The sequence below is a fragment of the Streptomyces pluripotens genome, assembly GCF_000802245.2.
In the GTDB taxonomy this organism is placed as follows: domain Bacteria; phylum Actinomycetota; class Actinomycetes; order Streptomycetales; family Streptomycetaceae; genus Streptomyces; species Streptomyces pluripotens.
The window spans coordinates 6,372,666-6,393,261 of the sequence record NZ_CP021080.1 but is presented as its reverse complement, the minus strand read 5'-3'; the positions used below and the strand labels follow the sequence as shown (position 1 = coordinate 6,393,261).

Sequence of the window (20,596 nt, the reverse complement as noted above, 5' to 3'; positions counted from 1 at the left end):
CCTCCGGCCCCGATGCCGATCGCCTGGCCCGCCCGCGGAATCGAGCCGACCCGAAAGGCACTTCCATGCGGATACTGGTCGTCACCGTCGTCCACCACCCCGAGGACGCACGCATACTGCACCGGGAGATAGCCGCTCTGCGCGAGCGTGGCCACCACGTGGTGTACGCAGCTCCGTTCGCCGCCCTCGAGACGACTCCACGGCCCTACGTCGAGGGAGTCGACCTGCCCCGCGCGGCCGGCCGGGACCGCCGTACCGCACTGCGTGCGGCCCGGAACCTGCTGGCCCAACGCGGACCGGCGGCCGACGTGGTGCTGCTGCACGATCCCGAGCTACTGCTGGCCCTGCGCGGCACACTGCGCCGCTGGCGGCGGTCCGGTCCAGCCCCCGTCACCGTGTGGGACGTCCACGAGGACACGGCGGCAGCACTGGCCATGAAGAACTGGGTGCCCGGTGCACTGCGCCCACTACTACGGGCCGCAGTGCGGGCGTTGGAACGACTGGCCGAACGCCACCTGCGACTGCTCCTCGCCGAGGACGCCTACCAGACCCGATTCCGCCGGCCCCACCCCGTCATCCCCAACCTCGCCACCCCGCCGGTCGGCCCGCCCCCGCCACCCGGCACCGGACGGATCGTCTACCTCGGCCACCTGTCTCGCGCACGCGGCGCCCTGGACCTCATCGCCACGGCACGGCTGCTGGCCCCGGAGGTCCGGGTCGAGGCGATCGGCGCGGCGGACCCCGATATCCGGGACGCACTCGCGGCAGCAGGCCGGGACGGAGTGCTGCACTGGCACGGTTTCCTGCCCAACGACCGGGCGCTCGCCCTGCTCCCTGGTGCGCTGGCAGGTCTGTCCCTCCTCCATGACCAGCCCAACTACCGCCATTCCAGACCCACGAAGGTCGTCGAGTACATGGCCCACGGCGTTCCCGTCGTCACCACCCCGACCCCGCTGGCCGCACAGCTGGTCGAACAGCACCGATGTGGTCTCGTGGTCCCCTATGAGGATCCACGGGCGGCGGCGGATGCGGTCCGTCGCCTCGCCGGTGACGCCGCGCTGCGTCTGAGCACCGCCCGACAGGGCCGTGCAGCCGCCCTGTCGGAGCTCAACTGGCAGACCCAAGCAACCGAGTTCGTGGACCTGCTGCAGACATGGGTCGAGGACGGAGCGACCGCGACTGCAGCTTCGCCGGACCCCCGGGTGGACCAACCGGCCCGTCCCGGCTGACCCCGTCCATAGCCCCGGAATCTTGGCACCCTCAGAGGTCGCTTCCCAGACCGGACGTTCCCAAGACCGGATGTTCCCAGGCCGGACCCGGGGGCAGATGGTCTCAAGGCCTGACACTGCACAGGGGCTGGCGCCGCCGGGACCGCGAACAGGAGGGCCCGCATCCGGCAGCCGATTGCCGGTAGCCGGTAGCCGGTAGCCGGTAGCCGGTATGCAGTCGCTCGTATGCCGTATCCACTATCCGCATACCGCACCTCGCGGACACACTACGTTCGGCCAGGTGCAGTGGACCAGTACGGCGTATCTGGTCGTGGTGGCGGGCCTGCTGGTGTTCGGGGGGAGACTCAGCGACCGGTACGGACAGCAGCGAACGTTCGCGCTCGGCATGCTGGGGTTCGGTGCAGCCTCGGCAGGCATCGGCTTCGCGCCCGAAGTGGGCTGGGTGACTGGGTTGCGGGCGCTGCAAGGCGTGTTCGGGGCGTTGCTGCAACCTGCCACGCTCGGGATGCTGCGGGCCGCGTACCCGGCGGACCGGCTCGCGCGGCCCCTCGCAGTGCGAACCGGCGCGATCGGGTTGGCCACGGCTGCGGGACCGCTGGTGGGCGGGGCACTGGTGACGGACCTGGGCTGGCGGGCAGTGTTCTTCGTCAACGTGCTGCCGGCGCTCGCGTTCGGGCTGCCGGCCCTGTTCCGGCCGGACCCGCGCCCGGCGGACCCGCGCCCGGCGGGCCGGCGGACGCCCCTGGACCTGCCGGGTGCCGTGCTGCTCGCCGTGTCACTGGGTTGCCTGGTGCACACGCTGGCCACCCGGCCCGCCGTGCCGGTGAGCGGTGTCCTGGCGCTACTCGCGGCTGCCGCTCTCGTGCGGCGCGAGCGACGGGCGGCGAGCCCGCTACCGCCGCCGGAAGTGATTGGCTCGCGAGCGGCCGGGGCGGCCTTCGGCATCCTGGTCGCCGTGTCCGCGTCCCTGTTCGGCACCCTGTTCGTCGCCACGTATCTGCTGCAGCGCCGCCTCGGCCTGGACCCGTTCCGCAGTGCGCTGCGCAGCCTGCCGCTGGCGGTGCTGATGGTGTTGTCCGCGGCCCTGTGCCCCGTGGTGCTGCGCCGGTTCGGAGTGCGGGCCGCTACGAGAGCTGCGGCGGCGGTTGTGGCGCTAGGTGGTGCCGTGCTGTCCCGGGCCACCGCTGTCCCGGGCCACCGCTGTTCCGGCCCTTGCGTGCGCCTTCGCGCTGCTGGGGGCTGGGTTCGGCACGGTGATGATGGCCGCCACCCATGTGATCGTACGACGGGCGGACCCAGGTGTGGCCGGGGTTGCCGGTGGGCTGCAGCAGACCGCGCTCAACGTGGGCCCGGCCGTGGGGGTAGCGGCGGCGACCACGTTGCTGGACGCGGGCACCGGGCCGGCGCTGCTCGTGCTGGCGGCCGTGGCCACGCTCGGTATACCCCTGGCCTGCGCTCTACCTGGGTCCGATTCTGTCGTGCCGGGCACGTACGTCGCCGGTGCACGGGGCACCGGCGGGGTCACCGCGCGACGATGAGGAACGAGCACCTCCGGCGGGCAGCGGAGCGCTGGGCAGCGTACGCGCGGGGGACGTGGCACAGCCGCGACAGTTTCCCCGGTGTGCGCCGTGTGTGCCGGAGGACGGCCCGACAGGGGGTGCCGGGCGGTGTCAGGAGCCCTGGGCCACGGCGTCCAGATGGGGCAGGTGGTGGTCCATCCGCTCCCGCTTGGTCCGCAGGTAGGTGATGTTGCTCTCGCAGGGCTCGATCAACAGCGGCACCTGCTCGGCGACCTGGATGCCGTGTCGGACCAGGGCCTCTCGCTTGCGCGGGTTGTTGGACATCAGCCGCACTGAACGGACGTTGAGGTCGTGCAGGATGTCGGCCGCCACGCGGTAGTCGCGGGCGTCGACCGGCAGCCCGAGCGCGAGGTTCGCTTCCACGGTGTCCAACCCCTCCGCCTGCAGGGCCATCGCGCGCAGTTTGGCGAGGAGCCCGATGCCGCGACCCTCGTGGCCCCTCAGGTAGACGACGATTCCGCTGCCCTCGGTGGCCACCGCGCGCAGTGCGGCCGCCAGTTGGTCACCGCACTCGCAGTGGCGGGAGCCGAAGGCGTCTCCGGTCAGGCACTCGGAGTGCAGCCTCGTCAGCACGTTCTCGGCACCGATGTCACCGTATACCAGGGCGACTTGTTCATCACCGCGGTCGTGGTCCAGGTAGCCGATCGCCTGGAATTTTCCGTACACGGTGGGCAGCGGGGCATTCACGACGCGCTCCGCACCCGAACGCCGCGGGGACTTCTTGCCGAGGACACCGATGTTTTCTGTCATGATCTGATTCCTAAGCAGAGACGAAAGGCCGTGAAGAGATGAGTGGTTCGGACGCGCGTACGGCGGCATTCGGGGTGGTGCCGACGGACACTACGGAAGACGTACGGATGCGGGGGGCGGACGTTTCAGTACAGGTCGCCGTCCTGCCCGTCGGGAGTTTCGAACAGCACGGCCCGTTCCTTCCGCTGGCGACCGACACACTGGTCGCCTGCGCCCTGGCGCGGGAGATCGCCGCAGCGTACCCGGTACACCTCCTTCCTCCGGTGACGGTTTCCTGCTCCCATGAGCACGCGGCCTGGCCGGGGACGGTCAGCATCTCGGCCACGACTCTGCATGCGGTGGTCAAAGACATCGCGGCGTCGCTGCGCCGCTCCGGCATCGGCGCGCTCGTCGTGGTCAACGGCCACGGCGGCAACTACGTGCTGGGCAACGTCGTACAGGAAGCCTCCGCGCGCGGCGAGAAGGTGGCGCTGTTCCCGGCCGCCGAGGACTGGGAGGCGGCACGCGAGCGGGCGGGGGTGCACACCTCGCTGCTGACCGACATGCACGCGGGGGAAATCGAGACCTCCATTCTGCTGCACGCTCATCCCGAATGTGTCCGCCCTGGTTACGAGTCCGCCGATTTCACGGCCGATGATCGCCGTCATCTGCTCACCACGGGAATGTCCGCCTATACCGAATCGGGTGTCATAGGCTGTCCTTCCCTGGGGTCGGCGGAAAAGGGGAAGGCGCTCCTGGCGAGCCTCGCCGATTCCTTCGGACCGTATGCCGCGTTGCTCACCGCCACCGAGGGACGCGGGTAGTCCGTTCCCCCGGTGGGCCCGGGAGCCGCCGCGGTGGCCCCGGCCCGCGCGCCCGTGTACCAGCGCGCAGCGAGGACGGCGGCACCGGGCAGGCTCGCCACGAAGCTGAGCACCCCGTAGACGACGGCGACAGCGACCCCGGTGTCCGCGCCCAGGCCCGCGGCGGCGAACGCCCAGGCGGTGACGCCCTCGCGGGGGCCGAAACCGCCTACGTTCAGCGGCAGGCCCATGGCGGCCAGGGCGAGGACGGCGAGCGGAGTCAGCGCCACGACCGACACGGCGGAGCCGGCGACCCGGGCGGCCACGGCGAACATCGCCAGGTGGCCGGCGAGGATGACGGCGGAGGAGAACGCGATGCCCGGCCCGTTCTGCCGGGACAACAGCCCGTGCCGGACCTCACCGACGACCGCGCGCAGACGGCCGCCGCGGCGTGCGGGTGCCCGGTTCATCCGGACGGCGAGAACGACGGCGAGCACACCGGCGGTGGCGTAGGCCGCTGGTGCGGCGAAGCTGCGGACGTCCGCGCGGACCGGGGACGGCAAGGTGAGCAGCACCGTCGCGCCGGCCACGGCCAGCGCGATCTGTCCGGCGGCCCGCTCCAGCACGACCGTCTTGACCCCGCGTTTGATGTCACCGGCGCCTTGTCCGTGCCGTACCGCCCGGTGCACGTCGCCCAGGACTCCGCCGGGCAGGGCTGCGTTCAGGAACAGCGCACGGTAATAGTCGGCGATGGCCGTCCCCAGGGGCAGTCGGATGTGCAGCCCCCGGGCCACCAACTGCCAGCGCCATGCACTCAACACGGTGGTGACCCCGCCGATGCCCAGCGCAGCCAACACGGTCGGAGTGTCGATCCGCTGGAGCCCGTCGAGCAGGACTCCGGTGCCGAGCCGCCACAGGAGGGCCACGAGAATGACCGCACCGGCGAGGGTGCCGAGGTGGGTGCGCAGGGCCCGGGCTCCGAAGCGGCGGCATGGAACCGGGCGGTTCGGCCCGGGTGCGGACGCTGGCGTGCCCTCGGGCGAATCAGGTTCTGCGAGCGCCGTCGTGGCGTCAGGGACGCGCCCGCCGCCGGCGTGCCGCGCACGTACGTGGGCCATGTCGGCGACCTGGACTGGTGCGTGTATCGCCCTGGGGAACTGTCCGCGCGCACATGCCGTGTGCGCGGACTGCCCGCGCGCACGTGCGGTGTCAGCGGACTGCAGGCGGGCGGGTGTCACGTCCGGTGGCGTCGCACGCGGGTACGCGCAGGCTCCCGGCCCGGCCGCCGCACCCGCGCTCATGACGCGCCGTCCATCGGCTGGGGCAGGGCCAGCAGGTCGCTGTGGTGAACCACGGCCCGCAGCTCACCGGCCGCGCAGGCAGCCAACCGTTCATGCAGGTAGCGTTCGGCGTGTTCGCGTAGTTCCGGACGCTGTTCGGTGGCCGCGCCCACCCAGCCGCGCAGCCACTGCTCGGTGAGCTCCGGCTCCTCGGGGCCGAGCCGCCACAGGCTGGGCTGTACCCGTACCGTCGCGCCGCGCTGGGCGAAGGCCTCGCACGTCACGGTGACCGCGTCCGGCCCCAGAAGTCCCGAGCGACGCTGATGTGCGTTGAACGCCTCGGTCATCGCGGCGTCCAGCGGGTCGGCCGGCGTGAGTTCGACACGGCCCGCGACGGAGAGGGTGAGCAGGGCCGGGCAACCGGCGCCCGCGCAGGCGCCAGCGAGGGCTTCGACCTCTTCACGGGTGAGGACATCGAGCAGTGCGGACGCGGTCACCAACGAGGCCCCGGACAGCGCGTCCGGGGTGAGCCGGGCCACGTCGCCGCGGCGCGTCTCGACCGTGACGGGGCTGCCGTCGGCGGCCGTGCGTGGGCAGGCCACGGCGGCGAAGTGCAGCAGGTAGGGGTCGCGGTCGTGCAGGACCCAGTGCTGGGCACCGTCCAGGCGGGGCGCCAGCCAGCGGCCCATTGATCCAGTGCCACAACCGAGGTCGTGCACGACCAGTCCGCCCGCCCGGCGCGGCCCGGCGGCCCACCGGATCCGCAGCGGGTCCAGCAGGTCCTGTGCCCGCGCGGCCGCGTCGGCACGCTCCCGCAGCTCAAGCCATTCGGGCGCGTACCGCGGAGGCTCCTTCGGGCCGCCGTCGCGCAGCCGTACGGTGGCCCGCTCGCCCGGGCGGGTGACGGGGCCGGCACCGGGGATGACGGTGACGGCACCAGGGCTTTCGGCGGCGGACGTGGTGCCGGCGGCAGATGCGGAGGGTTCGGCTCCGGCGGCGGGGGTGGCTCTTCCGTCGGTGGCGCCGGGTGTCCCGGCCGGTTTTTCCGGGCGGCTGGCCCACCGGACGGGCCCGGTCCCTCCATCCGTCACTCCGATCCTTCCGGGCCCTGTCGGCTCCGGCTGGGCCGGGACCGAACCGTTCGCCGCGCTTCGTGCGCCCCTCATGCCGCTCTCCTCGGTGCTTCGGGGAGCCGCTGCAGGACTCCGGCCAGGCTGCGGGCGGTGGCCGCCCAGCCGTCGAGTGCCGCGCGACGGCCACGGGCGGCCGCCTTGAGCCGACGGCGCACGTCGGGCTCGCCGAACCAGCCGCGCAGTTCGGCGGCGAGTGCGGCGGGGTCCTCGGGCGGAACGAGGATGCCCGGAACTCCGCCGTCGGGGGCCCGGCCGACTGCCTCGGGTAGGCCGCCGACATCGGTGGCGAGGACCGGGATGCCGCGGGCGAGGGCCTCGGTGACCGCCATGCCGTAGGTCTCGGCGTAGGAGGTGAGGACCATCAGGTCGGCGGCGGCGTAGGCGGCGTCGAGGTCAGCTCCGGAACGCGGGCCGGTCAGGTGCAGGCGGTCGGAGAGACCGTACCGGTCGATGAGGTCGCGCAGGTCGGCGACGTACCCGGGATCGTGGCCGAGGCCGCCGACGCACGCGCAGGTCCACGGCAGGTCCCGTACCGTCGCGAGCGCCTCCACCAACCGGTGCTGGCCCTTGCGCGGGGTCACCGCGGCCACGCACAGCAGCCGGGAGACGCCGTCGGAGCCGGGCGCGAGGGGCGCGATGTCGGCCCCCGGTGCGGCGACGTGCACCCGGCCGGGGGTGAGACCGTGGTGGGAGACGAGACGGCGCACGGCCCACTCACTGGTGGCGACCACCGCGGGTACCGTACGGAGCACGGCGCGTTCGCGGGCGTCGAGATCAGCGGCGAGCGCCGGGGTGAGACCCGTCTCGTCACCGAGCGGCAGGTGCACCAGGACCGCCAGACGCAGACGTTCGGCCTCGGGTACGACGGTCTCCGGGACGCCGCAGGCGACCAGCCCGTCGAGCAGGACGACCGCGTCGTCGGGCAGGTCTCGCAGCGTACGGGCGAGGCGTTCCCGGTCGGCCGCGTCCGGACGTGGCCAGGTGCCGGGCACGGCGTGCCGGGTGACCTGCCAGCCGAAGCCGGGCAGGTCCAAGCAGACCCGACGGTCGTAGGCGTTACCGCCGCTGGGCGCGGCCGGGTCGTCGACACCGCCCGGCATGACGAAGTGCACGGTTCGCAGGGACATGGGGATGATTCCGGGGTCCTCGGTGGCGGTGGGCTGGGCGGGCACGCCGGGGAGCCGCATCGTCCCCGCCGGATCGCCGTTGCCCATCGCCGTGGCCTTCCGGACGGCCTGTTCCGGATGCCCGGTCCGCTCCGTCTTCGTCAGCGTCAGGTCGGTCACAGGCCACGCTCGTAACTCGCCCAGGCGATGTGTGACTCGTGCAAGGTGACCGTGATCCCGGTCAGACCCTTGGCGCCCTCACCCAGGGCACCCTTGTGGATGCGTGCGGCGAGCCGGTCGGCGATGACCTTGGCCAGGAACTCGGTGGAGGTGTTGGTGCCGGCGAACTCGGGTTCGTCGTCGAGGTTGCGGTAGTTCAGCTCGGCTGCGACCGCGCCCAGTTCCCGCGTGGCCAGACCGATGTCGACCACGATGTTGTTCTCGTCCAGCTGTTCGCGGCGGAACGTCGCATCGACGAGGAACGTGGCGCCGTGCAATCGCCGGGCGGGCCCGAACACCTCGCCGCGGAAGCTGTGGGCGATCATGATGTGATCGCGGACGGTGATGCTGAACAACGGACGACCCTCCAGGTGCGGCGCGTCTGGTCCCCCTGGCCCTTGCCTGGCCCTCGCCTGCCGGGGGATGTCGTGTAGTACGGCTCTTCGCATTCCCGCGTTCAGCCCTCTTTCAGTCCTTTCTCAGGTCAGGCCTGTCTCGCCTTCCCCAGACCGCGCCCGGTTCCCCCAGGTCGAGGGCGGTTTCCCGCACACGGTCCCGGTCCACTCTCATCGGGTCTCATCGGGTCTCATCGGGTCGCGCTGGGCTCGGCGTACCGGATCCGGTGGCACAGCGCGGGGATCTCTCCGGAGGCGAGTTTCGGCATGACGTCCGGTAGTTCCTCGAAGGTGCTCTCACCGGTGATGAGCGCGTCCAGTGCAGGGTCGGCGAGCAGGTCCAGGGCGAGCGCCATCCGGTCGCCGTAGCTGCGGCCGGGGCGGGCGGCCGGGGAGACGGTGCCGACCTGGCTGCTGCGCACCGTGAGCCGGCGGGAGTGGAAGGCCTCGCCCAAGGGCAGGGCGACATGCCGGTCGCCGTACCAGCTCAGTTCCACGACCGTGCCCTCGGGTGCGAGGAGCTGGAGTGCGCGGGCGAGGCCGGCCTCGGTGGCGCTGGCGTGCACGACGAGATCGCAGTCGCCGAGGGCATCGGCGGGGGCGGCGAAGTCGACGCCGAGGGCATCGGCGGTCTTCGCGCGGGCCGGGTCGGTGTCGACGAGTTGCAGCCGGACGCCCGGGAAGCGGGCGAGCAGCGCGGCCACCGAGCAGCCGACCATGCCGCCGCCGACCACCGCGATCCGGTCGCCGAGCAGTGGCGCCGCGTCCCACAGGGCGTTCACCGCGGTTTCCACCGTTCCCGCGAGTACGGCCCGTCCGGCGGGCACCCGGTCCGGCACCACGGTCACGGCGGTCACCGGAACGACGTACCGGCTCTGGTGGGGGTACAGGCAGAAGACGGTGCGGCCGGTCAGTGCGGCCGGGCCTTCCTCCACCACACCGACGTTCAGGTAGCCGTACTTCACCGGCCCCGGGAAGTCGCCCTCTTGGAACGGCGCACGCATCGCCGCGTGCTGGGTGCCGGGGACCCCGCCGCGGAAGACGAGCGTCTCCGTGCCCCGGCTGACCCCGGAGTACAGTGCGCGCACCAGGACCTCGCCCTCGGCGGGCTCCCGGAGGCTGACGTCGCGCAACTCGCCGTGGCCGGGCGAGTGGACCCAGAACGCGCGTGCCGGACGGTTCATCTGCTTCCTCCTGAACGATCGGGAAGTTGTTCACGTACCGAGAAGTGCACGGGCCGCGCACAGTACGCGGCGTTGATCGACTCTGTCACTCGGCCGGAGGATGCGCGGTGGCCCTGAACAACACGTATGACGCGAAGCCCCAGCAGGAGACCGCTGTGGGAGCGGGTGTCCAGATCCTGCTGCTGGCCCTGCTCGGTACGGCGATCGGCATGGGACCGGCCGGCTGGCTGACGGGGCTCGCGTTCGCGTTCGCCACCTGGGCGGTTCTCTCCCGTGCCCTGCACCGTTCGCGGCCCAGTTCCTTCGGGCCGGCGAACCGGGTCACGCTCGGCCGGGCCACCCTGGTCGGCGGGGTCGCCGCGCTGGTCGCGGACTCCTTCGAAAGCGCACCGCCGGTCACGCTGCTGGTCGCCCTCACTGCCGTAGCCCTGCTGTTGGACGGGGTGGACGGCAAGGTGGCCCGCCACACGGGAACCGCGACCCCGCTGGGCGCCCGCTTCGACATGGAGGTCGACGCGTTCCTGATCCTGGTGTTGAGCGTGTACGTGGCCACGCAGCTGGGCCCGTGGGTACTGCTGATCGGCGGGATGCGGTACGCCTTCGTCGCCGCCGCCCACGTCGCTCCCTGGCTGAACGCCCCACTGCCGCCGTCGTTCGCCCGCAAGACCGTGGCCGCGGTCCAGGGCGTGTGCCTGCTGCTGGCGGGCGCGGGACTGTTCCCGCATCCGGTGAACCTCGCCGTCGTACTGCTCGCGCTCAGCTCGCTGGTGTGGTCCTTCGGCCGGGATGTGGTGTGGCTGTGGCGGAACTCCCGTACGCGGGCCGGGGCTCCGGCCGAACCGAAGCTCCAGGAACTGGCAGCGCGCTGAGCTGAGGACGGCAAGGGGCCAGACGCGGAAGCTCAACACACGGCCGGCGCATGTGTTTCCGGCACGGCACCGAAGCCCCGCGCGCGTGGGTGCGGAACACGCCCGCCGAGGAGCGGCCGAGGCGCACGGTGCAGCAGCCTGCCGGCAAGGCCACGGCGGAGGCGGTCACGGACGCAGGGCTCCGGCTGCCTTGCCCGCGGGAGTGACCGCGGGGTCGTCCCTGCGCGCCTGCGAGACGGGTCAACTGCCCGGTCCCGACCGGCACGCGTGTGGCCGGGGAAGGCTGCGCCGCGGTGCCGGAGCGGGCTGCCGCCCCGGCACCGCTTCCGCCGCATCACCCCTCGACACGCAGCCTGGCCGCCAGGGAGGTCAGCGACTCGGTCTCCTCACTGTGGCCCAGTGCGGTCAGGCGGGAGACCGCCCCGCCGAGACGGGTGAGGGCGGGGTCGGGGCGTTCCAGGTAGATGCCCTCCACGGCAGCCGCAAGACGGACGCACTCGGCCCACTCTCCGGCTTGGTCCTCGTCGGGTCCCGGTTCGCCGAGCAGGGTGAGAGCCTTGTCCAGAGCGGCCAGTGCGGTCTCGTACTCACCGCCGTAGGCGTTGACCCGCCCGTGTTCGTAGGCGAGGGCACTGTCCAGGGAACGACCGCGGGCCTCGTACCCCGCAGCACGGGCCTCGTCGGCGATCCTGCCCGCGTCGGCGAGGAAGGCCAGGGCGTCGGCCAGGCCCTCGGAGCCCTGCCGTTGGGCCTGGAAGCGGGCGAGTTCACGCAGACAGCTGCTGAGCTGCTCGTAGCGCGGGGCCCGGACGTGGGTGGCGAGGGCCTGGTTCGCGGCCTCGCGGGCTCGGCCGAACTCGCCGGACTCGGCGAGGAGTACGGAAGTCTCCGCGGCGATCACGGTGTGGCTCCCGGGGTCGTCGTCCCAGCCAGCCGACTCGGGCGCGAGGGCGGCGAACTCCGCTGTGGCGGCCTTGAGGTCCTCCCCTGCGCGCAGTGCGCGGGCGCGGGTCAGGCGCAGTTGGGCGACGAGCCGGTCGTCCAGCTCTCCGCCGGCGATGTCCGGTTCGGCCAGGAGGGAGTCGAGCAGAGCGATGCAGTCCTCGACGCGGCCCAGGTCGAGGCTGAGCTGGGCCGCATTGATGTAGGTGCAGAACGCGTCCGTCCGGCTGCCGTGGCGCAGGTCCAGCTCCGCGGAGCGCGTAAGGTGCCGCAGCGCCTCGTCGGGGCGGCCCAGGCGCATGCAGGTCTCGGCCAGATCACCGTGGAGGCGGGCGGTGTCGATGGTGCCGGGCGGCCAGTCGGCGGCCAGTCTCAAGCTCTCGACCAGGTCCTCGTGCGCGGCCTGCGCATCCCCCCGGCCGAGCTGGATCCGGCCACGGAGGCTGAGCGTGCGCGGCAGTTGCCAGGCGGGGCCGTACGCCGTCAGCCGGTCGAGGAGGTCGTCGGTCTCCGTGACCGCGGCGGCCAGATCGCCGGAGAGGGTGTAGGCGCTGGCCCGCAGCATGAGGGCGCCGGAGGCCTGTTCGGCGATGTCGTGCCGGGTGGCGAAGGCGAGCAGCAGGTCCGCCTCGGCAAGGACCGGTGCGATGTGCTCCTCGTTCCTCGACGTCTGCAGACGCAGGCCGAGCGCGGTCGCCCGCAGCCGCAGCATGCGGACCTCCTGGTACGGGGCGAGGTCGGGCGTCTCCTCGTGCAGACGGACGAGGGCCGCGTGGGCGACGGTCGACGCGGCGACCTTCGCCTCGGCTCCGTCCGCGCGCTCTGCGGAGCTCTCCCCTGCGGGGAGCAGGGCGCAGGCGCGGGCGAGCACCGCATGACCTGGCGCTCCGGCCTCGTCGTACAGGCGCGCGGCCTCCTCGTGCAGGGCGGCGGATTCGTCGAACTCGTCCTTCTCGCTCGCCCGGTTCGCCTCGTCGGCCAGCAGGTCCGCACGCAGGTGTTCGAGCGGCCCCACGGCCGGGTCGTCAGGGGGGCGTAGTCGGGGGCGGCAACGAGCGTGCGCAGCCGTGCCCAGCAGGCCACCGCGTCCGGATGCCCCTGCTCATCCAACGCCCTTGCTCGGGTGACGAGTTCGGGCAACGATTCGGGGACGGTGGAAGCTGTGCGGGCGGCGGGCGCATCCGCCGGGGCCATGTCGTCGAGGCCGCGGGTGCGCAGGGTCAGTTCCAGTGCGTCCAGCAGGGGGGCACGGTCCAGCCGGGCCCTACGCCGATCGGTGTGGGCCGTGGTTCCGTTGCGGGCGTCGAAGCGGGTGGCGAGGTCGTCGGCACGGCCACGCACCTCGGCGCGCAGACCGGCCACCGTCCAGATGCGGCCCGCGTATCCGGCAGCAGGCAGGTCTCCGTGGCCGAGGGATTCGACACACCGGAGGAGGACCTCCACGCCGGTGAGAAAGCTCAGCAGGTCCAGCGGCGAGTCGACGTCGTCGAACAGGCTCCGGTTTTCGGCGAGCAGCTCCAGGCCGCGTGCCTCGTTGCCGGTCAGCGCGCAGAACTCCAGGTGCCGGCCGACCTCGCCGAACATCGAGGGGTTGCGGCGGCAGGCGCGGTAGCCGGTGAGGTGCAGTGCGCGGGCTTGGTCGGTGCGGCCGGTGCGCAGTAGGGGAAGCTGCGCGTACGAAAGAGTTCGCGCAGGTAGACGCGAGGGCTGGAGTAGAGGTGGTGGGAGAGGAGATCGACGAGGCCACGCAGATCCACCTGGAAGGTGCGGTCGGCGCCGGCTGGGCTCAAGGGGGTGTCGGGCAGAGTCATCGGGCAGTCCGGGGTGAAGTGTGCGAGCCGAACCTCGACGGCGCCCTGCCCACTACCCGCGCGCGCGGTGCCGTCTACTCATCTGGCGACATCGCCACGATGGCGTTGCCGTTATGTAGGCTGCCGTCGCCCCACCACGTTTCATTCACGAATGACGCATGCACCGTGTACAACTGTTCGATGGCGCTGTCGGTTGGATCAACCGACTCGTCGATGCCCGTGATGAAGTCACTCGATGCCATGGAAATGAGCGCCGAACTTCTCTGGACGCCACCGCTGGTGGAGTTCCACCAGTATTGGTAGACGTTATGCTCGGTGGCCACGTACACCTGGTGTGTTGTGCCGTCCATGCGTTTGATCCCGGCGATGACCATTTCACCACTGGGCACCGTGACAATCTTCGCCGGATTGCTCAGCCCTGACCATGAACTCGTATCGGGATAGTACTTCTGCCAGGTCTCATGGACACCCGTCTTAGTGACGGTATACACCAGCACAGTGTTCCCGATCGTCTGGGCGTCGACGCCCACGGTGTCCGCCAAAGCGGTCACTTGTGTTTTCTGTACGCCTCCGTTCACCGGCCACCGCATACGGTACACGTGATCCTTTACGGCCACGTACACCTCGTCGGCGCCATTCGGTGCGACGCTCTTGACGATGTCCAGCCCGTTGGTGATGTTCCACAGCAGATAGCCGTTACTCACACCGGTGCCGTCTCGCCACCAGTATTCATACGGCCCGTCTTGGGCAAGTACGTACAGCCGGTGCGTGAGAGTACTGCCCGACACCTTGAGATCTGCTACCACCTTGAGCACGTCGTTGCGCTTGATGATCTGGGCTGGCGCACTGAACCCATGGCCGTCCCACCATACTTCGTAGATACCGCCGGTTGTGCCTCCAGCCGTGTCTTGGGTGGCGATGTACAGGTTTTGGGTGTTGCCGTCCGGCTGGGTGATCTTGTCGAAATGAACAACCTCTTGCCCTGCCCCGGCGGTGTACACCTTGGTGTGCGAGATTCCCCCGCTCCCCGGCCACCATTGATCCAGATAGACACCGCTTTTCGTGGCTGTCCAGACCTGTTGCGTGGTCCCGAATGACCTTTTCTTGACGGCGATGATGTAGTTGGAGGTGGAGTCGGAGGTACTACCCCCTGAATTGTCCGGGGGGTTGGTCATGTGCTCACCGAAGTACACAAACTCAGTGAAGCCCATGTCTGACGGCTTGCCTGATCGCTGATGGAATGCTCCATCGTACGACCCGCCGCTGGTAGGCCAGTTGTACTCTGTCGTCACGATGGATCCGTCGTCGTTGACGGCTTCCACGTAGGCCACGTGTCCCCTGCTACCACTTGTGCTGACGGCGGCTGCGCCCACCTTTGGTGATGTGCCGCGGTTCAAGCCTGTCTTGCTAGCGGCGTTGTCGTACCAGCTCCCGCCATCGCCAAGGCCGCGCGTCAAGCTGTCGGGCACTCCGAGGCTCTGCATTTTCCACGCAACGTAGTCGGTGCAGTTGCGGAATGCATATCCGTAGGGTGACCAACCATTGCCACTGGCGTCCGTCCACCACGAATCAGGTGCGCTGGCCCCTGGGCCGTTGTAGTCAGCGTACGGATACCCACCCGTTTCAGCCCACGCTTGTGGTGCGAGGCCGAGCACTGCAGATCCGACACTTCCCGTAACTGCAGCCAGGCCTATTTGTAGCGCTCGGCGACGATCGTAAAGACGGCGAGGCAACGTTTCCTTCTCTCCCTGTTTCTTTTCTTAATGTTTACGCCCATGAATTCTTGGCAATCACGGGCACGGAAGAACAAAGACGCCGGATTCGGAATAGTCAGCATTATCTTGGCGACTGCCACCGCAGCCATCCTCGACTTCTTGGTTGGCGCATACACAAAACAACCCAGCACAAGCAACAAAACGACACAACGAACCAAACGAGCAGCACCCAGACTCAACAGTCAGGCAAGCATTGCAAATAGACCCCACCGAAGGCTGTGTCGTCGTCAAAGAATGGGAGTGCGCTTCAAATCAGTGGACTGACTGAGTGGTGTCGAGCAACTTCAAGCCGACTGGCGTTTCCACCGGCTCAATGAGCTTTCACGACAAAGTGGCCTGCCCAGCTGGAGCCCGTTGCTGTTCATGACAGCGCGATGGTTATCGTTGGCTACTATACCTATCAACACCGCTCGTCGGGGTTGCCCGTAGTCAGAACCAGGTAGGCTGTCCGCTCGAAAACAAGTCGGTCACAAACATTCCAGCTTCCCTGAAATCCCGTGAAACGGCCGCATAGGCCGGCTCGACCATCTCACAAGGTCTGAAAAGAGAACCACCCTGTCCAGACCACTCGGATGCCGAGGGTCAGAACCCGGCTTTTCCATGCCCTCTAGGCTCGGCCCGACACTTCCGCCTGAACATCACTGTCCCTCCCCTGCTGAGCCGTCGTAGGCCACGGTACTACCGTGCCCCGGTCGCGAGGGGCCGAACGCAGCAACCGGATGCCGAAGTAGCACCGGTGGGTTCGTCGTCAGCGATTTCGGCGGCGAACAGCAGCAACTGTTCCACTCCGGGAGGACTTTGTTGTCGGTGCGATCTACTGTGAATCACGGCCGGCGAACACGAAGGGACGGGCGATCACGGCTGAACAGCTGAACAGACGCCAACGTGTCCGACCTGCGGCAAGACGGTCACCGTGACCCACGGTTGGGTGAAGCCGAACGCGGCTTCCGGGCCGTTCAGGACAGGACTGGCCCCCGACAGCTGCGAAGGATGCCGAGAGACGCTCAGCAGACACGGCCACACGGCCACACCCTCGTGAAGCAGAACCCGTACGGGACGATCGACTCCACCTCATGGCGCAGCTCGTGGGGAGTGGCTCGGCACTGACTCACAGGTCACTCGCCACTGGCTCCAGCTCGGCCACGACTCAGCCACGGGTCCGGCAATGCCGCCCTCCCACCGGAACTCGGCACCTACTCTGGGAGCGGATCGTCGAACGGCTGCCGATACGCCGCTCCATCGGGTCGGTAGGAGGGGGAGATGACGGAGTGACAGCTCAGGTCCACGGGCCAGCGTGGGCGCGGGAAGGGCTGGGTGTGCGGTCCGGGCGGTATCCCCTCGCGGTGGAGGGCCCGGTGATGCGGGCGGTGGACCGGTTGGTTCCCGGAGTGTCCACCGTGACCCGCTACATCCGCTATCACTCGCTGTACGCGGCGATCGCGGCGCACGCAGAACAGAACGGTTGGGACATCGCCGCGTGCCGCCGGGTGGTCCGCCGCAGCGAGGTCCTGCTGGCAGCGCTCCAGCACCACGCGGACACGGATCCGGCGTGGCTTGCCCACGGGACCGACCGGGTGCGACGTTTTTGCGCAGCGGAACTGGAACTGGCGCGAGCCGCCGACGAGGAGCAGCTGAGCCAGTCGTACTCGCCCCGCCGCTGGGGCTTTTGGGACCAGTACGGCGGACCCGCCACGGTGCTCGGCACCGTGGACGTCCGGGATGGGATACTCAGGCCCGGCCGGCACGCGTGCCCTCCCGTGGTTAAGGAACTCTTCGCCCCTCTGCTGTCTCTCGCGGCCCGGGACGTCGTGTCCTTCGCCGACCTGGAGACAGCGGGGCAGGCGGCTCTTGGTATCCCGTGTGCGGCCGAGCAGGAATGGCTGACGGACGTGCTGACCGCAACTCGCGGTGGAGGAACCCACGCGCAGGGAGACTGGGAGGCGTCCGATCGCACTCGGCGTGCGACCCTCCGTATCCTCGGCCGGGCGATCGATCTCCACGGTCATGAGGGCGACGGGTATCAGGAGACGATGCGTTCCGCGGTGGCCTTCGGTGCGGAGGCGACAACGGATCCCGTTCTGGCGGCGATTCCCGAAACGGCCGGTTGGCGAGGGGTGCTGCTGCGCCACTATTCCGTCGGCGCCTGGCGTCGGCTGTGGGCTGCGCTGGTGGCCGATGTCGGCTCCAAGGACGGCGAGGCCGACCGGTCGGCCGAGGAACTGCGCGACTGGCTGGCGCAACAGGCCCCGGACGCGGTTGTAGGGCGGGTCCTGGACGACCTGCCTCCACTCAAGAACGCGGCAGGTCAGTTGCTGCCGGTCGAACGGCAGCTCCTGGCGCGGGGTGCCGATGCCATGACCCATGTGCTGCTCCTGATGGTGGGTGCGCTGCGTTCCCGAGAGGGTCATCTGCCCGGCGACGTTCGAGCCGTCTTCCTGGGCCGTCAGCGGCGCTGGGCCGAGTTCCTCGACCCGACGTGGGTCGACGGCCTCATCGATGACTACGCCGACCGTCCGTTCCGCGACCTGGCCGCCCGGCTGGTGGACGACATGCTCGCCCAGTCCCGCAGAGTCGCCCTGGCGAAGCTGCGCACCGACCCTGCGACCGGCGGGCTGAAGATCTTCTCCCGTCTGCACCTGCGCAACGAGCGCTATTTCAAGACCGGTGACGAAGGAGACTCCGACATCGGCACCCGCATCCCCCAACTGGGCTCCTTGGCAGCGCAGCTGGGGCTTTTCGCCGTCCGCGACAACTGCCACACCGTCACCGCGCAGGGACAGCGAATCCTGGAGACAAACCCATGAGCGCGGCACAGCACACCCGTTTCGCATCCCCCGTCACGCTGCTGAGGGAGTGGAGCGAACGCCGCGATCAGCAGGCGCTGCACGAAGCGCTCTTCCTGGGTTTCACAGTTGATCTTCCCTTTCTGGAGAAGGTCGCCATACCCGTCGCCCGTGGCCTGGGTGCTCGCACCGCGGTGATCGGTGACGCGACCCAAGGGCTGTACGACCCGGTCGATGTGCGCATGGCCGGCCGCAGTTATCTGCACGGCCTCGCCTCCTGCCGGCGTGCGTTCCATCCCAAGGTCGTCCTTCTGATCGGGGAACACGCCTGCCGACTCGCAGTGGGGTCGGGGAACCCGACGCTGTCCGGCTGGGGTGCCAACGACGAACTATGGACGGTGGTGGAGACCGAGGACGACGACTCCCACGCACTCCTGGCCGACCTCGCCGACTGGTTGGACGCACTGCCCTCAGCCGTGGAACTGGCTCCCTGGTCGGCGAGTCATCTGACGGAACTGGCCGCTCTTCTGACCGAACGGCATGTCAACGCCCCGGCCGGACCGGAACCCGGTGCCCGGCTTCTGCACAACCTCCAGGAGAGTCTGCTGGACCAACTGCCGCTCGGTCCTGTCGACGAACTCCACGCGTACGCCCCGTTCGTCGACGAGGCCGGTCATGCCCTCAGCGGGCTGGTCGGCCGTCTGACACCCCGCCGCACCATCCTCGGGCTCCAGCCTCGCTGGTCCAGCTACGACGCCGGAGCGATCAAGAGGGCACTCGGCGGCTTCGACGCGCAGATCCGTTTTCTCGAGGAGACTCGGATGCGGCACGGCAAGTTCGTCGAATGGCAGGCCGGCGGACGCCGTTACGCTCTCACCGGGAGCCCGAACCTCACCCGCGCCGCGCTGTGCACCAGCACCCGGGACGGCGGCAACTGCGAGCTCGCCGTACTCGCCGCCGACACCGCGCCGCTGCTTCCCGAACAGGGGCGCCCCACCTCACTCGCGAGCCTGACGGGCCGCACCATCCGGCCCTTCGAGTCCACCGGTCACACGCTCGTCCTGCTGGGTGCGAAGACGGACAGCGAAGGCCTGCACGTCTCGCTGGCGCACCCCCAGCCCCTGCCCGTGGTGATCAGCACGTCTCCGGACGGTTCACCGGGTTCCTGGACGCAGACCGGAACCATTCCGGCCGGGGCGTCGGCCTGTTCCTTCCCGCTGCCCGAGGTTCCTGGTGCGGCGGTTCGCGCCACATGCGCCCGTCCTGACGGCACCACCGCCGCATCCGCCGTCGTCTTCGTCTACAGCCCCGTGCACTGCGCACGACGCCACAGCGCCGACAGCGGTCCCCGGCTGAGATACGACTACACGGCGCAGACCCTGTTCGCCGACGAGCGTGCCGCACGCCGTTTCGAAACCGATCTGCTGCGCCTTCGCGAGCTCACCGCCGGAACGGCCGCTCCGCGGGTGAGCCCGGTGGGAGAGGCGACAGCGGGCTCGGTGACATCGAGCGGCGTCGACCGCTGGGACGCCTACCTGGCCGACTGCCGCCGGATGATCGGGGCACCGTTGACGGATCTGGCGTTCGGCACCTCGCAGCTCGACCTGCCGCAGGCACCCTCGTCGCGGTGGATCGTGTCGGCGGTCACCGTTGGCGTGCGGGAGGAGGACGACGAAGAACACGAGGACGAGACGGAGGAGGTGGACCTCCCCACCACGAGCGAGCCGCTCGCCCCCTACGTCGCGCCGGAGCAGCGTGCCCGTTGCCGCGCCTGGGCCCAGCGCTGGGTCGGGGCGCTCACGGGCCCTGCCAGTCTCGCGGGCCCTGCCAGTTCAGCCGCAGCACCGGTTCCGGTCCGGCTGCTCGTGGCCAACCTGTACGTCCAGCTCCTGGCCGCGGGAGTCTGGGACGAGCAGGACCAGAGCTGGCGCGACGGGCTCAGCCGCCTCCTCGAAGCACTCCGTTCCGAAGACCTGGAGGGTGAGGCAGAACACGATGCTCCGCCCGAGACCCGGCGACGGCTGGACACGGTGGCGGCCGTGGTGATGACACTGCTCGTCCAGGACGCCACGTTCTCCGGCGGCGGCGAGCACGACGTCCTGGCGGCCCGTGCCTGGCACGGCAGCAAGGCGATGATCGCGCGCGCCGAGCCCGCCGAGGCGGAGGACCTGATGATCCCGCCGGAGCGGGCGCTCGCCCGCGTCGCGTCCTGGAGCGAGGTGGACAGACTCATCGCTCTGGCGCAGGAAAACGACCCCTACGTGGAGGTGGTCGAGGGGCTCACCGCGGCCGGCTGGTCGGTCACGTGCGAGGACGGCCTCTGGGAGATAACGGGCTCCTTCGGCAATCCGCTTCCGGTGGTGGCCAAGGCCGCCGAACGACTGGGGCGGCACCACAGCGACGGCGTGCTCGTACGGGCCCGCAGCAAGAACCGCTGGGCCTTCATGGCGTGGGCGGACCCCTACCTGGTCCTGCTGAATCCCCCGGCACGCGTCTGGCGCACCTATCAGGTACGACTCCCTGCCACACCGGAATCACGGTTCAGCGGCGGCGACCTTTCCGCGGTACCCGGCCGCGTCGGTTCTCCGACCCCGCTGCCGAAGGGCCCACCGGAAGCTCTCAGGAAGATTCTCTCCAAAACAGGCCTCCCCTACCCGGAGTTGGTCAGTCGATTGTTCACACTCGACCCGTGACGGGGAAGGAAAGCGATCTACGCCGTGATGCCACCGGCGACGGCCCGTCGAGCGGCTGAGTTCCC

At 70.0% G+C, this 20,596-nt stretch carries 11 protein-coding genes and 3 pseudogenes; 6 read left to right on the top strand and 8 right to left on the bottom strand.

Translation table 11 applies throughout. The features are described from left to right. Positions 1–65 precede the first annotated feature (65 nt). Positions 66–1,229 (top strand): glycosyltransferase, encoded by a 1,164-nt coding sequence (locus LK06_RS28340; RefSeq protein WP_086083535.1) that lies wholly within the window; start codon positions 66–68, stop codon positions 1,227–1,229. A gap of 211 nt (positions 1,230–1,440) precedes the next feature. Next, positions 1,441–2,767, top strand: a pseudogene (locus LK06_RS28335) (MFS transporter). Between the two features lie 132 nt (positions 2,768–2,899). Here the strand turns inward: LK06_RS28335 and ribA are convergent. Next, on the bottom strand, positions 2,900–3,559 hold the full coding sequence (ribA, locus tag LK06_RS28330) for a GTP cyclohydrolase II (RefSeq protein ID WP_039657577.1): 660 nt from the start codon (positions 3,557–3,559) through the stop codon (positions 2,900–2,902). 38 nt (positions 3,560–3,597) lie between these two features. On the opposite strand from ribA, the gene LK06_RS28325 reads away from it, so the two are divergent. Then, positions 3,598–4,362 carry a creatininase family protein gene (locus LK06_RS28325; protein WP_078859081.1) on the top strand — a complete coding sequence of 255 codons (765 nt, stop codon included), beginning with the start codon at positions 3,598–3,600 and terminating at the stop codon, positions 4,360–4,362. 143 nt (positions 4,363–4,505) lie between these two features. Here the strand turns inward: LK06_RS28325 and LK06_RS34635 are convergent. The 5 genes and pseudogenes from LK06_RS34635 to LK06_RS28300 form a co-directional block, all read right to left on the bottom strand. After that, positions 4,506–5,459, bottom strand: a pseudogene (locus LK06_RS34635) (lysylphosphatidylglycerol synthase transmembrane domain-containing protein); the annotation flags it as partial. A gap of 179 nt (positions 5,460–5,638) precedes the next feature. Beyond that, the gene (locus tag LK06_RS28315; RefSeq protein WP_052270316.1) at positions 5,639–6,544 is read right to left on the bottom strand and encodes a methyltransferase domain-containing protein; all 906 of its coding nucleotides are present in this window, start codon (positions 6,542–6,544) and stop codon (positions 5,639–5,641) included. A gap of 239 nt (positions 6,545–6,783) precedes the next feature. Further along, positions 6,784–7,941 carry a glycosyltransferase family 4 protein gene (locus LK06_RS28310; RefSeq protein ID WP_039657619.1) on the bottom strand — a complete coding sequence of 386 codons (1,158 nt, stop codon included), beginning with the start codon at positions 7,939–7,941 and terminating at the stop codon, positions 6,784–6,786. Between the two features lie 95 nt (positions 7,942–8,036). Continuing rightward, entirely contained in the window at positions 8,037–8,435 is a 399-nt protein-coding gene (locus tag LK06_RS28305) for a 6-pyruvoyl trahydropterin synthase family protein (protein ID WP_039657579.1), read from the bottom strand. 230 nt (positions 8,436–8,665) lie between these two features. Further along, a complete protein-coding gene (locus LK06_RS28300; RefSeq protein ID WP_039657581.1) occupies positions 8,666–9,658 on the bottom strand; it encodes a zinc-dependent alcohol dehydrogenase in 993 nt (330 codons plus the stop codon). A 107-nt stretch (positions 9,659–9,765) separates the two neighbouring features. Between LK06_RS28300 and LK06_RS28295 the strand changes: the two genes are divergently transcribed. Next, positions 9,766–10,527 (top strand): CDP-alcohol phosphatidyltransferase family protein, encoded by a 762-nt coding sequence (locus tag LK06_RS28295; protein ID WP_039657583.1) that lies wholly within the window; start codon positions 9,766–9,768, stop codon positions 10,525–10,527. Between the two features lie 334 nt (positions 10,528–10,861). Here the strand turns inward: LK06_RS28295 and LK06_RS28290 are convergent. Together LK06_RS28290 and LK06_RS28285 are read right to left on the bottom strand one after the other, a co-directional pair. Next, positions 10,862–13,164 (bottom strand): annotated as a pseudogene (locus tag LK06_RS28290) (hypothetical protein); the annotation flags it as partial. Positions 13,165–13,354: 190 nt separating this feature from the next. Then, on the bottom strand, positions 13,355–14,935 hold the full coding sequence (locus LK06_RS28285) for a CHAP domain-containing protein (RefSeq protein ID WP_071659306.1): 1,581 nt from the start codon (positions 14,933–14,935) through the stop codon (positions 13,355–13,357). Between the two features lie 1,388 nt (positions 14,936–16,323). On the opposite strand from LK06_RS28285, the gene LK06_RS28280 reads away from it, so the two are divergent. Together LK06_RS28280 and LK06_RS28275 are read left to right on the top strand one after the other, a co-directional pair. Further along, positions 16,324–17,859: a hypothetical protein gene (locus tag LK06_RS28280; RefSeq protein ID WP_234367529.1), complete on the top strand. Its 1,536-nt coding sequence runs from the start codon at positions 16,324–16,326 to the stop codon at positions 17,857–17,859. Beyond that, positions 17,856–20,531, top strand: coding sequence for a phospholipase D-like domain-containing protein (locus LK06_RS28275; protein ID WP_043435366.1), 2,676 nt, complete (start codon positions 17,856–17,858; stop codon positions 20,529–20,531). The genes LK06_RS28280 and LK06_RS28275 overlap by 4 nt, the downstream gene beginning before the upstream one ends. The last annotated feature ends 65 nt before the right edge of the window (positions 20,532–20,596 follow it).